15 protein-coding genes are annotated in these 14,772 nt (G+C 62.3%); 10 read left to right on the top strand and 5 right to left on the bottom strand.

From position 1 onward, the window contains the following. The first annotated feature begins 107 nt into the window (after positions 1-107). The 10 genes from murG to ACX17K_RS16855 all read left to right on the top strand — a co-directional run bounded on the left by murG (position 108) and on the right by ACX17K_RS16855 (position 9,655). On the top strand, positions 108-1,190 hold the full coding sequence (murG, locus tag ACX17K_RS16900) for an undecaprenyldiphospho-muramoylpentapeptide beta-N-acetylglucosaminyltransferase (RefSeq protein ID WP_493775693.1): 1,083 nt from the start codon (positions 108-110) through the stop codon (positions 1,188-1,190). A 37-nt stretch (positions 1,191-1,227) separates the two neighbouring features. Then, positions 1,228-2,622: a UDP-N-acetylmuramate--L-alanine ligase gene (murC, locus tag ACX17K_RS16895; RefSeq protein WP_343480949.1), complete on the top strand. Its 1,395-nt coding sequence runs from the start codon at positions 1,228-1,230 to the stop codon at positions 2,620-2,622. Between the two features lie 49 nt (positions 2,623-2,671). Continuing rightward, on the top strand, positions 2,672-3,583 hold the full coding sequence (locus ACX17K_RS16890; RefSeq protein ID WP_493775692.1) for a D-alanine--D-alanine ligase: 912 nt from the start codon (positions 2,672-2,674) through the stop codon (positions 3,581-3,583). Further along, complete coding sequence (locus tag ACX17K_RS16885; RefSeq protein WP_021477359.1) at positions 3,573-4,298, top strand: cell division protein FtsQ/DivIB; 726 nt, start codon at positions 3,573-3,575, stop codon at positions 4,296-4,298. Before ACX17K_RS16890 ends, ACX17K_RS16885 begins: the two co-directional genes overlap by 11 nt. A gap of 19 nt (positions 4,299-4,317) precedes the next feature. Further along, the gene (ftsA, locus tag ACX17K_RS16880; protein ID WP_046155176.1) at positions 4,318-5,559 is read left to right on the top strand and encodes a cell division protein FtsA; all 1,242 of its coding nucleotides are present in this window, start codon (positions 4,318-4,320) and stop codon (positions 5,557-5,559) included. A 101-nt stretch (positions 5,560-5,660) separates the two neighbouring features. Then, positions 5,661-6,848 carry a cell division protein FtsZ gene (gene ftsZ / locus ACX17K_RS16875; RefSeq protein ID WP_021477357.1) on the top strand — a complete coding sequence of 396 codons (1,188 nt, stop codon included), beginning with the start codon at positions 5,661-5,663 and terminating at the stop codon, positions 6,846-6,848. Positions 6,849-6,960: 112 nt separating this feature from the next. Then, positions 6,961-7,872 carry a UDP-3-O-acyl-N-acetylglucosamine deacetylase gene (gene lpxC / locus ACX17K_RS16870; RefSeq protein ID WP_493775743.1) on the top strand — a complete coding sequence of 304 codons (912 nt, stop codon included), beginning with the start codon at positions 6,961-6,963 and terminating at the stop codon, positions 7,870-7,872. 4 nt (positions 7,873-7,876) lie between these two features. After that, positions 7,877-8,059 carry a hypothetical protein gene (locus ACX17K_RS16865; protein ID WP_493775691.1) on the top strand — a complete coding sequence of 61 codons (183 nt, stop codon included), beginning with the start codon at positions 7,877-7,879 and terminating at the stop codon, positions 8,057-8,059. A gap of 33 nt (positions 8,060-8,092) precedes the next feature. Continuing rightward, positions 8,093-8,581, top strand: coding sequence for a cyclic pyranopterin monophosphate synthase MoaC (gene moaC / locus ACX17K_RS16860; protein WP_493775690.1), 489 nt, complete (start codon positions 8,093-8,095; stop codon positions 8,579-8,581). A 303-nt stretch (positions 8,582-8,884) separates the two neighbouring features. Continuing rightward, a complete protein-coding gene (locus tag ACX17K_RS16855; protein ID WP_493775689.1) occupies positions 8,885-9,655 on the top strand; it encodes an SDR family NAD(P)-dependent oxidoreductase in 771 nt (256 codons plus the stop codon). A gap of 49 nt (positions 9,656-9,704) precedes the next feature. On the opposite strand, the gene ACX17K_RS16850 is transcribed toward ACX17K_RS16855, so the two are convergent. From ACX17K_RS16850 to ACX17K_RS16830, 5 genes are all read right to left on the bottom strand, one after another. Beyond that, positions 9,705-10,679 carry a TauD/TfdA family dioxygenase gene (locus ACX17K_RS16850; protein WP_493775688.1) on the bottom strand — a complete coding sequence of 325 codons (975 nt, stop codon included), beginning with the start codon at positions 10,677-10,679 and terminating at the stop codon, positions 9,705-9,707. 91 nt (positions 10,680-10,770) lie between these two features. Further along, positions 10,771-11,517, bottom strand: a complete 747-nt coding sequence (locus ACX17K_RS16845) for a class I SAM-dependent methyltransferase (protein WP_493775687.1) — start codon at positions 11,515-11,517, stop codon at positions 10,771-10,773. Further along, a complete protein-coding gene (locus tag ACX17K_RS16840; RefSeq protein ID WP_493775686.1) occupies positions 11,514-12,884 on the bottom strand; it encodes a LeuA family protein in 1,371 nt (456 codons plus the stop codon). Before ACX17K_RS16840 ends, ACX17K_RS16845 begins: the two co-directional genes overlap by 4 nt. Before the next feature lie 43 nt (positions 12,885-12,927). Continuing rightward, positions 12,928-13,737 carry a sterol desaturase family protein gene (locus ACX17K_RS16835; RefSeq protein ID WP_493775685.1) on the bottom strand — a complete coding sequence of 270 codons (810 nt, stop codon included), beginning with the start codon at positions 13,735-13,737 and terminating at the stop codon, positions 12,928-12,930. 372 nt (positions 13,738-14,109) lie between these two features. Beyond that, positions 14,110-14,733, bottom strand: coding sequence for a hypothetical protein (locus ACX17K_RS16830; protein ID WP_493775684.1), 624 nt, complete (start codon positions 14,731-14,733; stop codon positions 14,110-14,112). Positions 14,734-14,772 lie beyond the last annotated feature (39 nt).

Here is a 14,772-nt window from a genome sequence, read left to right as displayed (position 1 = left end):
CTTTCCAGGCGCCTTGGCGCCGTGTCCTTTGGTTTCTGCGGGCCCGAAGGGCGAAGCAAGAACTGGCGCATGATGCGCGGCAACAAGATTTAACGGAACGGATAGAAATGGCGAATCGCACGGTCATGGTGATGGCGGCTGGTACGGGTGGACACATCGTCCCCGGCCTCGCCGTGGCCAAAGAGCTGCAAAGCCGCGGCTGGAAGGTGGTGTGGCTGGGCACCCGCCGCGGCATGGAAAACAAGCTGGTGCCGCCGACCGGCATTCCACTGGAACAGCTGAATTTCCACGGCGTGCGCGGCAAGGGTCTGCTGGGTTCGATCAAGGGCGCGCTGCAACTGGCCGGCGCGTTCTTCAGCAGCGCGGCGCAGATTTTCCGCCACCGGCCGGATGTAGTGCTGGGCATGGGCGGCTACGTCTGCCTGCCCGGCGGCGTGATGGCCGGCTTGCTGTGGAAGCCACTGGTGCTGGTCAACGCCGACGCCGGCCTGTTGTTGAGCAACAGGGCGCTGCTGCCGTTCGCCAAGAAGCTGGCCTGCGGTTTCGACGGCGACGCCGCGCGCAACGGCAAGGCGCTGGTCACCGGCAATCCGGTGCGCGGCGAGATCGAAAGCATCGCCGCGCCGGCAGAGCGCTTCGCCGGCCGCAGGGGACCGTTGAAGGTGCTGGTGGTCGGCGGCAGCCTGGGCGCCAAAGTGTTGAACGAAACGCTGCCGCAGGCGATGGCCAAGCTGCCGGCCGGCCAGCGGCCGCAACTGGCGCACCAGACCGGCGAGGCGAATTTCGCCGCGGTCGAGGCGGCTTATCAGGCGGCGGGCCTGCGCGAGCAAGTGGAGCTGTTGCCCTTCGTCGACGATATGCCGAAGCGCCTGGCCGAGTGCGATCTGGTGATCTGCCGCGCCGGCGCGATCACGGTCAGCGAGTTGTGCGCGGCCGGGGTGCCCAGCGTGCTGGTGCCGCTGGTGGTGTCCACCACCGGCCATCAGCGCGACAACGCCGAATGGATGGCGCAGGCCGGCGCGGCCTGGCATCTGCCGCAGAAGGAATTGAACGCCGACGGGCTCGCGAGCCTGCTGGCGGGTTTGGACAGAGACCAGTTGCTGGACAAGGCCGAACGCGCGCGCGCGCTGGCCCGTTCCGGCGCGGCAGGCCGGGTGGCCGACCTGTGCCAGCAGCTGGCCGGGGAATGACAGGGCGCCGAACGAGCGTCCAAGCAGAGACACAGACATGAAACACAGGGTCAAACACATACATTTCGTGGGCATAGGCGGCGTCGGCATGTGCGGCATCGCCGAGGTGCTGCACGGCCTGGGCTACACCGTGTCCGGTTCGGACATGGCCGACGGCGCCACCACCAAGCGGCTGGCCGCCGAGGGCGTGCGCGTGTTCTTCGGCCACGACGCCACCTATGTGGAAGGCGCCGACGTGGTGGTGACCTCCACCGCGGTGAAGGCGGACAACCCGGAAGTGCTGGCGGCGCGCGACAAGCGCGTGCCGGTGATCCCGCGCGCGATGATGCTGGCCGAGCTGATGCGCTTCAAGCAGGGCATCGCCATCGCCGGCACCCACGGCAAGACCACCACCACCAGCCTGACCGCGTCGGTGCTGGGCGCGGCAGGGCTGGACCCGACCTTCGTCATCGGCGGCAAGCTGACCGCCGCCGGCACCAACGCCAAGCTGGGCCTGGGCGAATTCCTGGTGGCCGAGGCCGACGAGTCGGACGCGTCTTTCCTGCATCTGAGCCCGGTGATGGCGGTGGTGACCAATATCGACGCCGACCACATGGACACCTACGACCACAGCTTCGACAAGCTGAAGCAGGCTTTCGTCGATTTCCTGCAGCGGATGCCGTTCTACGGCCGCGCGGTGCTGTGCGTCGATGACCCCAATGTGCGCGAGATTCGCGAGCGCGTCACCAAGCCAGTGACCACTTACGGCCTGGACGACTCCGCCGACATCTACGCCGAGAACGTGCGCGCGGCCGCCGGCCAGATGCATTTCGACGTGGTGGTGAAGAACGGCGCCATCACCCGCTTCCCGCTGGTGTTGAACCTGCCGGGCCGCCACAACGTGTTGAACGCCTTGTCGGCGATCGCCATCGGCCTGGAGTGCGGCGCCAGCATCGAAGCCATCCAGAAGGGCCTGGCGGAATTCGCCGGCGTCGGCCGCCGCTTCCAGCGCTACGGCGAAGTTAAGGCCAAGGACGGCGGCAGCTTCACGCTGGTGGACGATTACGGCCACCACCCGGTGGAAATGGCCGCCACGCTGGCCGCGGTGCGCGGGGCCTTTCCCGGCCGCCGCTTGCTGCTGGCCTTCCAGCCGCACCGCTACACCCGCACCCGCGACTTGTTCGAGGACTTCGTCAAAGTGCTGTCCGGCGTCGACGCGTTGCTGCTCTCCGAGGTTTACGCCGCCGGCGAAGCGCCCATCGTCGCCGCAGACGGCCGGGCGCTGGCGCGCGCGGTGCGCGTGGGAGGCAAGGTGGAGCCGCTGTTCGTCGAGGACATCGCCGAGATGCCGCAGGCCATCCTGGACGCCGCCCGCGACGGCGACGTGGTGGTGACGATGGGCGCCGGCTCGGTCGGCGCGGTGCCGGGCAAAGTGACGGCTCTGGCGGGTTGATCAGAATTTCTGTCCGCGCCGTGGGCGCGGGCTTGTTGAGGATAGATAGATGAAGCAGTACGGCAAGGTGGCGGTGTTGATGGGCGGAAGCTCGTCCGAGCGCGAGGTGTCGCTGATGAGCGGCGCCGGCGTGCTGGCGGCGCTGCAGTCCAAGGGCGTGGACGCCCACCGGTTCGATCCGTCGGAAAAACCGCTGTCGGCGTTGAAGGAAGAAGGTTTCGCTTGCGTGTTCAACATCTTGCACGGCCCGTTCGGCGAGGATGGCACGCTGCAGGGCGCCCTGGAGGCGCTGGACATGCCGTATACCGGCTGCGGCGTGATGGCCTCGGCGATCGCCATGGACAAGTGGCGCACCAAGCTGTTGTGGAAGGGCGCGGGCCTGCCGATTCCGGCGTTCGAGTTGCTGGACGAGAGCAGCGATTTCGACGCGATCGAAAAGGCGCTGGGCCTGCCGATCTTCGTCAAGCCGTCCAGCGAGGGCTCGAGCATAGGCGTGACCAAGGTGAAGGCGGCGGGCGAATTGCGCGCGGCCTTCGAAGAGGCGCGCAAGTACGACGCGGTGGTGATCGCCGAGCAATTCATCGGCGGCGGCGAGTACACCTGCGCGGTGATCGGCGACAAAGCGTATCCGACCATCAAGATTGAGCCGGCCACTGAGTATTACGATTACCAGGCCAAGTATTTCCGCGACGACACGGTCTACCGCTGCCCGTCCGGCCTGGCCCCGGAAGTGGAGGCCAAGGCGCGCGAGCTGGCGTTGAAGGCGTTCAAGGTATTGGGCTGCCGCGGCTGGAGCCGGGTGGACTTCCTGATGGACGAGGCGGGCGAAATCTACCTGCTGGAAGCGAATACCAGCCCGGGCATGACCAGCCACAGCCTGGTGCCGATGGCGGCCAAGGTGGAGGGCATCGCTTACGAGGACCTGTGTCTGAAGGTATTGGATACGGTGCATGTGGGATAACCATCGGCTGCTCAGGAGCCTGGCCAATCTGATGCTGGGCGCCACGGCGCTGATGCTGCTGTACGCGGGGGGATTCTGGCTGACGCACGCGCCGGTGTTCCCGGTGAAGAAGATACGGATTCAGGGCGACATGAACCGGGTGACGGCCGAACAGCTGAAGTTCATCGCGGAACACGAACTGTCCGGCACCTTCTTCACGCTGGATATCGACAAGACGCGCGCCGCCTTCGGCAAGTTGCCATGGGTGCGCGACGCGCAGGTGAGACGGCGCTGGCCGGACGCGCTGGATATCACCGTGGAGGAGCATGTGGCGCTGGCGCGCTGGGGGGAGAACGGTCTGGTCAATACCCGCGGCGAGCGTTTCGACGCGGCCAGCGACGCCAAGCTGCCGGTGTTTTTCGGACCGGCGGGCGCGGAGAAGGACATGACGGCGATGCTGACGCAGATGCGCCAGACCTTGCAGCCGTCGGGCCTGGCGCCGCGCGAATTGTGGCTGTCGTCGCGCCGGGCGTGGAAAGTGGTGCTGGACAACCAGCTGCAGCTGGAGCTGGGACGTAACGACGTGGCGGCGCGCGCGGAGCGCTTCGCCACCTACTGGAAGAGCGAGTTGGCGCGGTTGCCGTATCACATCGAATACGTCGACCTGCGCTATCCGAATGGATTCGCCGTGCGGATGCCCGACTACAAGGCGCCGCCGGCCAAGGGAAACAAGTGATTAGGCGTTGGAGCGACAGGTGAGCAAACCAAAGGAAAGCAAGAACATGCTGGTCGGCCTGGACATCGGCACCTCCAAGATCGTGGCGATCGTGGCCGAGGTGCTGGAAGACGGCCAGCTTAACATCGTCGGCATGGGGCACACCCCGTCGCGCGGCTTGAAGCGCGGCATGGTGGTGAACATCGAATCCACCGTGCAGGCGATCCAGCGCGCGCTGGAAGAGGCCGAGCTGATGGCCGATTGCAAGATTCACGAGGTGTTCGTCGGCATCGCCGGCAGCCACATCAAGAGCGTGAACTCGCACGGCATGGTGGCGATCAAGGATCGCGAAGTCACCAAGATGGACATCGACCGCGTGATCGAGACCGCGCGCGCCGTGACCATTCCGCCGGACCACCAGGTGCTGCACATCCTGACCCAGGAATACAGCATCGACGGCCAGGAAGGCGTGCGCGAGCCCCTGGGCATGAGCGGCGTGCGGCTGGAAGCCAAGGTGCACATCGTCACCGGCGCGGTGTCCGCCGCCCAGAACGTGACCAAGTGCGTGCGCCGCTGCGGCCTGGAAGTGTCCGACCTGGTGCTGCAGCCGATGGCCTCGGCCATCGCCGTGCTGTCCGAGGACGAGAAAGACCTGGGCGTGTGCCTGATCGACATCGGCGGCGGCACCACCGACATCGCCGTGTACGTGGGCGGCGCGATCCGCCACACCGCGGTGATCCCGATCGCCGGCGACCAGATCACCAACGACATCGCGATGGCGCTGCGCACCCCGACCAAGGAGGCCGAGGACATCAAGATCCAGCACGCCGTGGCCTTGGTGGGCATGGCCGATCCGGCGCAGATGATAGAAGTGCCGGGCGTGGGCGAGCGCGGTCCGCGCCAGATGTCCCGCGCGACGCTGGCCGAAGTGGTCGAGCCGCGCGTCGAGGAGTTGTTCCAGCTGGTGCAGCAGGAGCTGCGCCGCAGCGGTTTCGAGGAAATGCTGTCGTCCGGCATGGTGCTGACCGGCGGCGCCAGCCTGATGCCGGGCATGGTGGAGCTGGCCGAGGAGGTGTTCCACCTGCCGGTGCGCGTCGGCGTGCCCAAGTACGTCGGCGGCCTGGCCGAGGTGGTGAAGACCCCGCGCTTCTCCACCGGCGTCGGCCTGCTGCTGTACGGCAAGGACCAGATCCAGGGCTATGCCGGCCCGGTGAAGGCCGAGTCGGCCGGCATGGGCCAGATGTTCACGCGGATGAAGGCGTGGTTCGGCAGTAATTTCTGATTTGGATTCGGTGCCGTCGGCGGGTGCCGGCGGCGTGTTGAAGGTTGTTCGGGCGTAGTACCAGGCAGTAATGAATGGCTCATCTTTATGAGGAGAGGAAAATGAGCGGAATGGTTTTTGAAGTCATGCAGGAAACGGCCAGCTCGGCCGTCATCAAGGTCATCGGCGTCGGCGGCGGCGGTTGCAACGCCATCGACAATATGATCACCGGCAATGTGCACGGCGTGGAATTCATCTGCGCCAACACCGACGCGCAGTCCCTGCAGCGCAACCGCGCCCCGCAGAAGCTGCAGCTGGGCACCAACCTGACGCGCGGCCTGGGCGCCGGCGCCAACCCGGAAGTGGGCCGCAGCGCGGCGCTGGAAGACCGCGAACGCATCGCTGAAAGCCTGCGCGGCGCGAACATGGTGTTCGTCACCGCCGGCATGGGCGGCGGCACAGGCACCGGCGCGGCTCCTGTCGTGGCCGAAGTGGCGAAGGAAATGGGCATCCTGACCGTGGGCGTGGTTACCCGTCCGTTCGATCATGAAGGCAAGCGCCTGAAAGTGGCGCAGAACGGCATCGAGGACCTGAAGAAGCACGTGGACTCGTTGATCGTGATCCCCAACGAGAAACTGATGGAAGTGTTGGGCGACGACGTCACCATGCGCGAAGCGTTCCGCGCCGCCGACGACGTGTTGAAGGGCGCCGTGGCCGGCATCGCCGAAGTGATCACTTGCCCGGGCCTGATCAACGTCGATTTCGCCGACGTGCGCACCGTGATGGGCGAGATGGGCCTGGCGATGATGGGTTCCGCCTACGCCTCCGGCATCGACCGCGCCCGCGTGGCCGCCGAGCAGGCCGTAGCCAGCCCGCTGCTGGACAACATCACGCTGGAAGGCGCGCGCGGCGTGCTGGTGAACATCTCCACCGCGCCGGGTTGCCTGAAGATGAGCGAGTACCGCGAGATCATGGGCATCATCCGCCAGTACGCGGACGAAGACGCGCAGATCAAGTTCGGCACCGCCGAAGTGGAAGACATGCCGGAGGACACCATTCGCGTGACGTTGATCGCCACCGGCCTGGGCCAGAAGAAAACCGTCCGCAATGAGGACCGTCCGGAGTACATCAAGATCGTCAAGACCGGCACCGACGACCGCGCGGTGGAAATGGTGAACTACGAGGACCTGGACGCGCCGGCCATCATGCGCACCGGCCGCCGCCGCGCCAATCCCTCGCTGGATTTCTCTAACCCCGAGGTCAGCGAGAGCTACGACATCCCGGCCTTCCTGCGCAAGCAGGCGGACTGAACGGAGGATACGGATAGATAAACGCTATTCATGTCAGCGAATCAATCAATAAAGCATGGCCGAGCGCTATGCTAGAATCGGGTTTTCCCGTCTGGTTGAGTAGCCTGAAATGATTCTGCAGCGCACGCTGAAGCAAGCGATCAGCGCCACGGGCGTCGGTCTGCATTCCGGCGAGCGGGTGAAGCTCACCCTGCTGCCGGCGCCGCCCGATACCGGCATCATCTTCCGTCGCACCGACTTGCCCGAGCCGGTCGACGTGAAGGTAGAACCTTCGCTCGTGAACGACACGCGCCTCTCCTCCACGCTGGTGACGGACACCGGCGTGCGTGTCGGCACGATCGAACATCTGATGTCGGCGTTCGCCGGCTTCGGCATCGACAACCTGGTCGTCGAGGTGACGGCGGCGGAAATGCCCATCATGGATGGGTCTTCCGCGCCGTTCCTTTACTTGTTGCAGACTGCCGGGGTGGTCGAGCAGCCCAAGAAAAAGCGTTTCATCCGCGTCAAACAGACGGTGATGGTGGAAGAGCGCGGCGTGTGGGTCCGGCTGGATCCGCACGACGGTTTCAAGATCACCTTGTCGATCGAGTTCAACCACCCGGCGTTCAACCGCGCGCCGCAGACAGTGGAAGTGGATTTCGCCCGCCATTCCTACATGGACGAGATCAGCCGCGCCCGCACTTTCGGCTTCATGCACGAGGTGGAGTACATGCGCAACCACGGCCTGGGCCGCGGCGGCAGCCTGGACAACGCCATCGTGATCGATGACGAGTACGTGCTCAATCCGGAAGGCCTGCGTTTCCCGGACGAGTTCGTCCGCCACAAGATACTGGATGCGATCGGCGACCTCTACATCGTCGGCCATCCCTTGATCGCGGCGTTTTCCGGCCACAAATCCGGCCACGCGATGAACAACAAGCTGTTGCGCAAGCTGCTGGAAACGCCGGACGCCTGGGAGTACGTCAGCTTCGACGATCCGCTGGACGCGCCGTCCAGCTTCCATCTGTTGCCGTCAGAGGAGTGAGGCCGTGTTCGGCTTCTGGCGGCTGTGGCTGCTGGCGACGGTTCTGGCGATAGGATGGGCGCTGCTGTGCTTCGCCCTCACCCATGACCGTGGCTACCTGCACCGCGTGTTGGCCATTGTCCGCTGGAGCGGCGGGCTGTTGCTTGTCGTCTCCTGCTTCTGGCTGATTTTCCGCCTGCTGCGCTGAGCGCGGCGGGCGTTTTTCATTGAAGGATTGCCCATGACCCGACTGACCCATTTCGACGCTGCCGGCCAGGCCCATATGGTGGACGTCGGCGGCAAGGCCGCCACAGCCCGCCGCGCGGTGGCCGAGGGCGCGATCCGCATGCTGCCGGCCACGTTCGCCTTGGTGAGGGACGGTGGCCACAAGAAGGGCGACGTGCTGGGCATTGCCCGCGTCGCCGCCATCATGGCGGCCAAGAAGACCTGGGACCTGATTCCGCTGTGCCACCCGATCGCGCTGACGCGGCTGGCGGTGGAGTTCGAACTGCTGGACGGCGAATCGGTGGTGCGGATAGAAGTGACCGCCGAGTGCAACGGCCAGACCGGCGTCGAGATGGAGGCGCTCACTGCGGTCAACATCGGCCTCTTGACCATCTACGACATGTGCAAGGCGGTGGACCGCGGCATGGAAATCACCGGCGTTCGCTTGTTGGAGAAAGACGGCGGCAAGAGCGGGTCATGGCGCCATGCCGATACGGATGCCTGATTTTCCTCTTGGCTGTTAGGATTTCTATTTGTCGGCACCGATCATGGGTTTTTCCTCCTGATTTATTCTATTTTTGTTCCCATCTAGATAGCTTGCACAGTTTGCTGGGGCGCGCTCCGGCAATGATATTTCGCTACTGAAGAATTGCCACTGGTTTTATTTCTTTATTTCAATGCGATGATGGTATTGATGCAATGCCATTGGAATGTTAATCTTTGCGCGTATTCGCCACTTTATAATATTAACGATATTGTTGAATTGGCGCTGGTGTGAAGTATTAATTAATCCAAACAAGGGCATATCATGTCAAGAGTCGTCGTAATAAGCGGTGGCGGAACGGGGATTGGCTATGCTTGCGCACAGTATTATGCCAAGCAGGGCATGCAGCTTGTGATATTGGGTCGCCGGCCGGATGTGTTGCGGCAAGCGGTGGATAATATCGCTGCGGAATTTTCTCATGCGCCGTCTGTTTTGGCGTTGACGGCGGATTTATCTATTCCGGAGCAAGTTCAAAACGCATGCGATGCAATACAACAGGAATTTAAAGCGGTCGACATCCTGATCAATGCGGCGGGCAGCAATGCGATCCGCCGCGCGCCAGCGGGAAGTTACGCTGATGGTTTAGCGGGCGTGGCGAGGCGGTGGAATGATAATTTTCAAAATAATACCCTCTCGGCCGTATTGCTGACGGAAGGCATTCGCCCAATATTAAAGCGGCCAGGCGGAAGCATCATTCTGATCAGCTCCATCGCGGCATATCGCGGCTCGTCCATCGGCTGTTATGCGGCGGCCAAGGCGGCATTGCATCCATATTGCTACGATTTGGCGGCGGCATTAAGTCCAGAAGGTATTACGGTCAACGCGGTGGCGCCGGGCTATGTGCAGGACACCGAGTTTTTTGGCGCGGCGCTGTCGCCGGAGCAGCAAAAGAGCAAACAGGCGGAAGCGTTGAATGGCCGGGGCGGGACTCCGCAGGATGTCGCCAATGCCATCGGCTGGCTGACTTCCCCCGAGGCGGAGCATGTCACCGCGCAGATCATCCAGATCAACGGCGGAGCGGAAAAGGGGCGTTGAGCCGATGGCCTTCCATTCCGGAGAGCGGAATGGAAGGCTGTTCCCTTCTTTAGGCGGGACGCACTCCGCCGCGGAGCACGCCGGGCTGGATTGTATGGAAGATTGTCGAGAACGCTTCCGGCAGCGGCCGAGTGAATTCGCTCGCCAGCCAGCAACGCAGCAGACAGCGCTCAGCGCCCGGCGCATCGACGAACTCGGTCCGGGAATGCAGCGTGGTGTGATTGTTGACCAGCGCGATGCTGCCCTTTTCGAAGCTGACTTGCACTGACATGTCGGGATGGTTGATGACTTCGTCTATGCCGCTCAGCATGGCTTTGGCCTCGTCCGGCAGCGCGATGCCGTGGCGGATGACGGAGTCGTTGAATTTTCGGATGTAGCGCAGGACGAAAGCGCCGCCGGACTCGCTGAGGATGGGCAAATGGCAGTAGCTGTCGCCGGCGCTGCCCTCGTCGCGCAGGTCGTGCGGAATCGGCGTGGTCAGCCACTGGAGCCAATCGGGATTGCGGCGCTCCAGCACCTCGATCAATTTGGCCGACGAGCAGATCTTGAATTCGCCGCCGCTGCGGGCGGTTTCCCAACAGGCCAGCACCGTGATGTCGGCGCGGTCGGAGTGGAAGGCCAGCTCCTGGTTGGTCATGTGGCCGCGGGCCGGCGCCAGCTTGGAGTCTTTGTGGCCGGCATCCTTGACCTCCTTGATGACGTCGCCGTTCTTATTGATGGACACCGGCAGGCCGAGCAGCGTGCAGAGTTCGAAGAACGCGTGGTGGAACGCTTCGCGCGGCGCCTGGGCCAGCGCTTCGCTGTGGAACCAGATCGCGCCGCTGCCGGACTCCAGTTGCTGGTGCATGGCGCGGCGCAGCGGCCCGGCCCCCCGCGCATGTGCCGTGTGGCTGTCGCCATTGGTCAAATGACCTAGCAGGCGTTCCAGTTCTTCGGCTATCGGCGCGGGCAGCGCCAACGCGTCCGGCGAGGTCCAGGCGGCCGGTCGTTGATGGGTGATCGGTTGCAAGTCAATGGCATTCATCGCTTGATCCTTTGATCTTCGATGTCGTTGATCGATAGGTCCGGCGGCGGGCGCTGTCGGCGGCGGCGTCCGGGAGGGACGCCGCGTGCCTTCATGCCCTGACCGCGATATAGGCGTAGATATCAAAGTTCACCTTGACCGGCGCATCGCCGCCCACGGTCTGCATCTTGTCCAGCAGATAGTCGGCGTAGCGCGTTTCCGGGTTCTGGTCCATATAGGCGGTGACATAGCTGGTGGACAGCAGAAAGAGAGCCAGTTCAAACGGAGTCAGCTCGATGATGTTGGAAAATATCTTCCGTCTTGCCTCTTGGAGTCCCCCGGCCCGGGCGATGCGCTCCAGCGTGTCGTCGTATTGCGTCAGTCTGGGGTCGCGGAATTTGCCCCACTTGTTGACCAGCTCTTCCTCTATCAACAGGCGCAGGCCGCCGTAGGCCTGGGGCACGTCGTATTTGTAGGCGCAGAACAGCCCGCCGCCGACCAATTGCCGCTTGATGACGTCCAGCACCCTGTCGCGGTCCATCCAATAGAAGGACGTGGCGCTGGTGATGAGGTCGAACTGGCGCGGGCTGGCGTACTCTTCGGCCGCGACGGTCGCAAACCGCAGCGCGGGGTAGTTGGCGATCGCCTTATCGATCAGGTTGGCACCATGATCTATGCCTTCCACGTAATCGAAATGCGGCGCCAGCCGGATGGTCGAAACGCCATTGCCGCAGCCTATGTCCAGCGCGGCGGAGCGGCCCGGAGCATGGTCCAGCAGATATTGATACAGCTCGGCTGGATATTGGATCTTGCGGCGTATCGCGTCGTAGGCGTCTGAATGCTTGTCAAACTGTTTCATGCGCTGATCTCGAGCAGGCTGTCTTCATACTTTCCCTTGTGGACGAAGTTGATGAAGGTGCCTTTGCCGTGGAGGAAGCGATAGGTGTGTTCGGCGCCGGCCGGAACGAAGGCGGTGGCGGGGCTGTGCATGATCTTGGTTTGTCCCGAGATGGAAACCTCTACGGTCAGCCCTTGATAGTCCTCTTCGTCTCCCAGGAACATGAACACCGAGTCGCAGTTGTGCCGGTGGCTATCGACATGGCCTTTCTCATTGGGCGAAATGGCGTCCACGTGGCGCGCGATGAAATAGTAGGGCGAGGCCTTCAGCAAGCGATAGTCCAGCATCACGAAGCGCTTGCCAGGGCCGTGCCGGTGGTAGCGCAGCTCGGTGGCGGATTTTTCGAATGGCTGGATGAACAGATTCGACTCATACATCGCCGGATGTTTCTCGATCACCGATTTCGCGTGGAATATGCTGGCGTCGAAGATATTGTATGAACTGGCGTCCTTCTCGCTGGCCTGCCTATGCAGCTTCGCCGCATGCGCGAAGACGTTTTCTCCGGTGATGGGATGCATCGGGGAGTGGCCGATGCGGCTGAAGGTCGCGACCAGCTCGGATAGTGGTAGCGCGTCGACGAGCTGATATCGCGCGCTGCCGAACTTGGTTTGCAGCAAGGTGGCCAGCTGGAAAGTGTCGGTAATGCCCGCTCTTTCGCCAATGCCGTTGCAACTGGCCGAGATCCAGCGCACGCCGGCGCGCATCGCTTCCAGCGTGTTGGCCAGAGCCAGCCCTCTGTCGTTGTGGACATGGTATTCGAATTCCACTTGATGGAATTCCTTGGTCAGGTTCGACAGGATTTCAAATGTCTCCTGCGGCAGCAGGGCGCCGACGCTGTCGGCGAAGCAAACCCGGTCCGCGCCGGCCAGCTGCGCCACCCTGGTGATGCGCATCAGATCGCTGAGCGAGGTTCGGCTGGCATCTTCAATGGTGGCGCGGACAAGCAGACCCTGACTCTTGGCATAGCGAATGGAGTCGGAAAACAGAGCGATGATCTGCTCCTGCGGCAGATCGTGGAACTTGGCCGCGAGCGAGACCGAATTGAACGAGGCGAACATGCCGACCCACTGGGCGCCCGATGCGGCGACGGCGTCGATGTCTTCCTGTCGGCATCTGGCGTGGGCCAGCACGGGTATCGCGGATGCGTTGACGACTGCTTTGACCCTATCCATCTCGAAGTTGGAGATGTAGGGATGGCCGCATTCGATCATGTCCACGCCGAAGGCGGAGATTTTCTTCGCCAGAATGACGCTTTGCTCGATGTCGAATGAGCATTGGATCGTCTGGCACCCTTCCCGCAACGTGCAATCGATGATTTTGGTATTCATGATGATATCGCCATTTTTCTGCGTTTTGATCTGAGGCTCGTATTCAATTCTGGGAAGTCCATTCCTTTACCGGCGTTTTGCCGAAGGGAAGGAATATCAACTTGGCTGCGGAAAAGTCCGAATGGTGGTCCAGGCCGGTTTCGAAGCCGGTCGGACGCTCATCCACGGAGTGGGTGCGGAAGATCCGGTCCCATATCGAGAAAATGAACCCGTAGTTGGTATCCGTGTATTCAATCTCGCGCCCGTGATGGATGTTGTGGAAGGACGGCATGACGAAGAGCTTGCTGAGCAGGTTTTCCAGCTTTTGCGGGATGTTGATGTTGCTATGGTGGAAGGTGGTCACGCAGAAAGAGATCACTTCGAAGGCTACGACCGTGGTGAACGGCACGCCGATCAGTAGCATGCCTGGCAGGCGGATGGCGAGTACCAGGAATTTTTCGCCGAAGTGTTGACGGAAGCCGGTAGTGGAGTCGATGTGTTCATCGAGATGATGCATGGCGTGGAAGCGCCACAGCACCGGTATCTTGTGAGCGGACCAATGAATGGTGTAATTGAGCAGATCCAACAGCATGATGTCGATGACAAACGCCAGCGCGCCGGTATACCAGTCGGGCCGGTGCATCCGGTAGGGAAAGTCCCTGACCATGTACACCATCAGCGGGGCGATGATGATAGGCGCGGTGACGAAGCGATAACTGATGGCGACGACGACATTGTTGAAAAGACGCTTTTTACTGCGTTCCGGGCTGAAAGCGTGTTTAGGAAAGATGCGTTCCAACGCGAAGATGGCGATAAAAGCGATCGCGCAAATCACAATGCCGTGGCTGATGATATAAGTCACTGCCTCTTTCATGACGATTACTCCAGGAGTGGTGGTTTCCTAAAAATATTACATTCAAATAATTATTGATAAAACTCAGTACATAGTCATATTCACTAAGCGAATTGTTAATGAATATGTCTTTGTCATGGCCTGGGGGTTGAGGCGTCAGAGGGGGAGTTGCAGGCAAGGGGGCGTTGAGGACGGTTTGTGCTGCTGCGGAGCAGCATTGTCAGGACGGTGATGGCGGGAACTGTGCGTTTGCGCAATTTATTTCATGATGGCGGCGATGGGGCCGCGCGTGTGCGAAGATGACGCGCGAGCACTGCCGAGAGGCTCTAAGGGACAGAATATTTGTCTCGATTTTGCATCAAGACAGAACCGCGACGGCGCGCGGATTGCATTTCAGAGGCCGGCCTGGTCCGCTGCGGTCCTTAGCGGAGAAGACACGGCGGCATGGTGCTCGGCGGCGTGGAGCAAACTGGGGGAGTGGATTTCGTGCCAACGTTCGAGGCGATTCCACTCATAAAGGCCCCGCCCCAGTTGAAGATGCAGATAGACATGCTGGTAACGCGAACGCTCCAGCATGCTGTGGGTTAGCTGGTTCAATTCTTGGATGGAAATATAGAGCAGCAGCGTGGATGGGAGCGCGCCGTGCTCGAACGTGCCGGCGGCCAGCAGCAGATGCAGTTGATGGCCGTTCGGCACGTGGTAGTCCTTGCCCACCTTGGCCTCGATGCGGCAGGCGACGTCCAGCGCGTTGGCTGGCCGGGTGAACATCCAGCCTATGCCGCCGGCGGCCTGTTGGGCCTGCTGGATTTCCTTCTTGCGCGCGTTGCGGCGGGCATATTCGCCAGCCAGCACCTCGGTCACCTCGATAGCCAGGCAGCGGCCATCCGACAGCGAGACGCCGACATCGGGCGCTGGGCACTTCAGCGATTTCACATCGAGCGGATCAATGCCCTTTTGCTCGAACAGCCGCCTGACCCATTCCCTTTCCCGATTTTCCTGCAGTGTTTGCTGATCCATCGGCGCCTACGCGAATGCAAGACAGATGTTTCATCTTAG

This window comes from Chromobacterium sp. INPA-IVC (assembly GCF_059047085.1).
This window is presented reverse-complemented; position numbering and strand designations above follow the sequence as displayed.

Bases quoted from the DNA above. Each gene is read 5' to 3' on its own strand.
- murG (WP_493775693.1), top strand. From the start codon at position 108: ATGGCGAATCGCACGGTCATGGTGATGGCGGCTGGTACGGGTGGACAC.
- murC (WP_343480949.1), top strand. From the start codon at position 1,228: ATGAAACACAGGGTCAAACACATACATTTCGTGGGCATAGGCGGCGTC.
- ACX17K_RS16890 (WP_493775692.1), top strand. From the start codon at position 2,672: ATGAAGCAGTACGGCAAGGTGGCGGTGTTGATGGGCGGAAGCTCGTCC.
- ACX17K_RS16885 (WP_021477359.1), top strand. From the start codon at position 3,573: ATGTGGGATAACCATCGGCTGCTCAGGAGCCTGGCCAATCTGATGCTG.
- ftsZ (WP_021477357.1), top strand. From the start codon at position 5,661: ATGAGCGGAATGGTTTTTGAAGTCATGCAGGAAACGGCCAGCTCGGCC.
- moaC (WP_493775690.1), top strand. From the start codon at position 8,093: ATGACCCGACTGACCCATTTCGACGCTGCCGGCCAGGCCCATATGGTG.
- ACX17K_RS16855 (WP_493775689.1), top strand. From the start codon at position 8,885: ATGTCAAGAGTCGTCGTAATAAGCGGTGGCGGAACGGGGATTGGCTAT.
- ACX17K_RS16850 (WP_493775688.1), bottom strand. From the start codon at position 10,679: ATGAATGCCATTGACTTGCAACCGATCACCCATCAACGACCGGCCGCC.
- ACX17K_RS16845 (WP_493775687.1), bottom strand. From the start codon at position 11,517: ATGAAACAGTTTGACAAGCATTCAGACGCCTACGACGCGATACGCCGC.
- ACX17K_RS16840 (WP_493775686.1), bottom strand. From the start codon at position 12,884: ATGAATACCAAAATCATCGATTGCACGTTGCGGGAAGGGTGCCAGACG.
- ACX17K_RS16835 (WP_493775685.1), bottom strand. From the start codon at position 13,737: ATGAAAGAGGCAGTGACTTATATCATCAGCCACGGCATTGTGATTTGC.
- ACX17K_RS16830 (WP_493775684.1), bottom strand. From the start codon at position 14,733: ATGGATCAGCAAACACTGCAGGAAAATCGGGAAAGGGAATGGGTCAGG.